Origin of the sequence: Pseudomonas sp. NFACC42-2 (assembly GCF_900116055.1) — a bacterium.
Taxonomy (GTDB): Bacteria; Pseudomonadota; Gammaproteobacteria; order Pseudomonadales; family Pseudomonadaceae; genus Aquipseudomonas; species Aquipseudomonas marginalis.
On the sequence record NZ_FOZO01000043.1, the window covers coordinates 1 to 1,556 of the forward strand.

Annotated in this window: 1 rRNA gene; it reads left to right on the plus strand. The window is 50.6% G+C overall.

Annotated elements, in window-relative coordinates:
• Positions 1-36: 36 nt before the first annotated feature.
• Positions 37-1,556: ribosomal RNA gene (locus BM416_RS30245) — 23S ribosomal RNA — on the plus strand; the annotation flags it as partial.

Here is a 1,556-nt window from a genome sequence, read left to right on the forward strand (position 1 = left end):
GTCTTCACAGTATAACCAGATTGCTTGGGGTTATATGGTCAAGTGAAGAAGCGCATACGGTGGATGCCTTGGCAGTCAGAGGCGATGAAAGACGTGGTAGCCTGCGAAAAGCTTCGGGGAGTCGGCAAACAGACTTTGATCCGGAGATGTCTGAATGGGGGAACCCAGCCATCATAAGATGGTTATCTTGTACTGAATACATAGGTGCAAGAGGCGAACCAGGGGAACTGAAACATCTAAGTACCCTGAGGAAAAGAAATCAACCGAGATTCCCTTAGTAGTGGCGAGCGAACGGGGACTAGCCCTTAAGTGGCTTTGAGATTAGCGGAACGCTCTGGAAAGTGCGGCCATAGTGGGTGATAGCCCTGTACGCGAAAATCTCTTAGTCATGAAATCGAGTAGGACGGAGCACGAGAAACTTTGTCTGAATATGGGGGGACCATCCTCCAAGGCTAAATACTACTGACTGACCGATAGTGAACTAGTACCGTGAGGGAAAGGCGAAAAGAACCCCGGAGAGGGGAGTGAAATAGATCCTGAAACCGTATGCGTACAAGCAGTGGGAGCCCACTTTGTTGGGTGACTGCGTACCTTTTGTATAATGGGTCAGCGACTTATTTTCAGTGGCGAGCTTAACCGAATAGGGGAGGCGTAGCGAAAGCGAGTCTTAATAGGGCGTCTAGTCGCTGGGAATAGACCCGAAACCGGGCGATCTATCCATGGGCAGGTTGAAGGTTGGGTAACACTAACTGGAGGACCGAACCGACTACCGTTGAAAAGTTAGCGGATGACCTGTGGATCGGAGTGAAAGGCTAATCAAGCTCGGAGATAGCTGGTTCTCCTCGAAAGCTATTTAGGTAGCGCCTCATGTATCACTGTAGGGGGTAGAGCACTGTTTCGGCTAGGGGGTCATCCCGACTTACCAAACCGATGCAAACTCCGAATACCTACAAGTGCCGAGCATGGGAGACACACGGCGGGTGCTAACGTCCGTCGTGAAAAGGGAAACAACCCAGACCGTCAGCTAAGGTCCCAAAGTTATGGTTAAGTGGGAAACGATGTGGGAAGGCTTAGACAGCTAGGAGGTTGGCTTAGAAGCAGCCACCCTTTAAAGAAAGCGTAATAGCTCACTAGTCGAGTCGGCCTGCGCGGAAGATGTAACGGGGCTCAAACCATACACCGAAGCTACGGGTATCACGTAAGTGATGCGGTAGAGGAGCGTTCTGTAAGCCTGTGAAGGTGAGTTGAGAAGCTTGCTGGAGGTATCAGAAGTGCGAATGCTGACATGAGTAACGATAATGGGTGTGAAAAACACCCACGCCGAAAGACCAAGGTTTCCTGCGCAACGTTAATCGACGCAGGGTTAGTCGGTCCCTAAGGCGAGGCTGAAAAGCGTAGTCGATGGAAAACAGGTTAATATTCCTGTACTTCTGGTTATTGCGATGGAGGGACGGAGAAGGCTAGGCCAGCTTGGCGTTGGTTGTCCAAGTTTAAGGTGGTAGGCTGGAATCTTAGGTAAATCCGGGATTCTAAGGCCGAGAGCTGATGACGAGTTA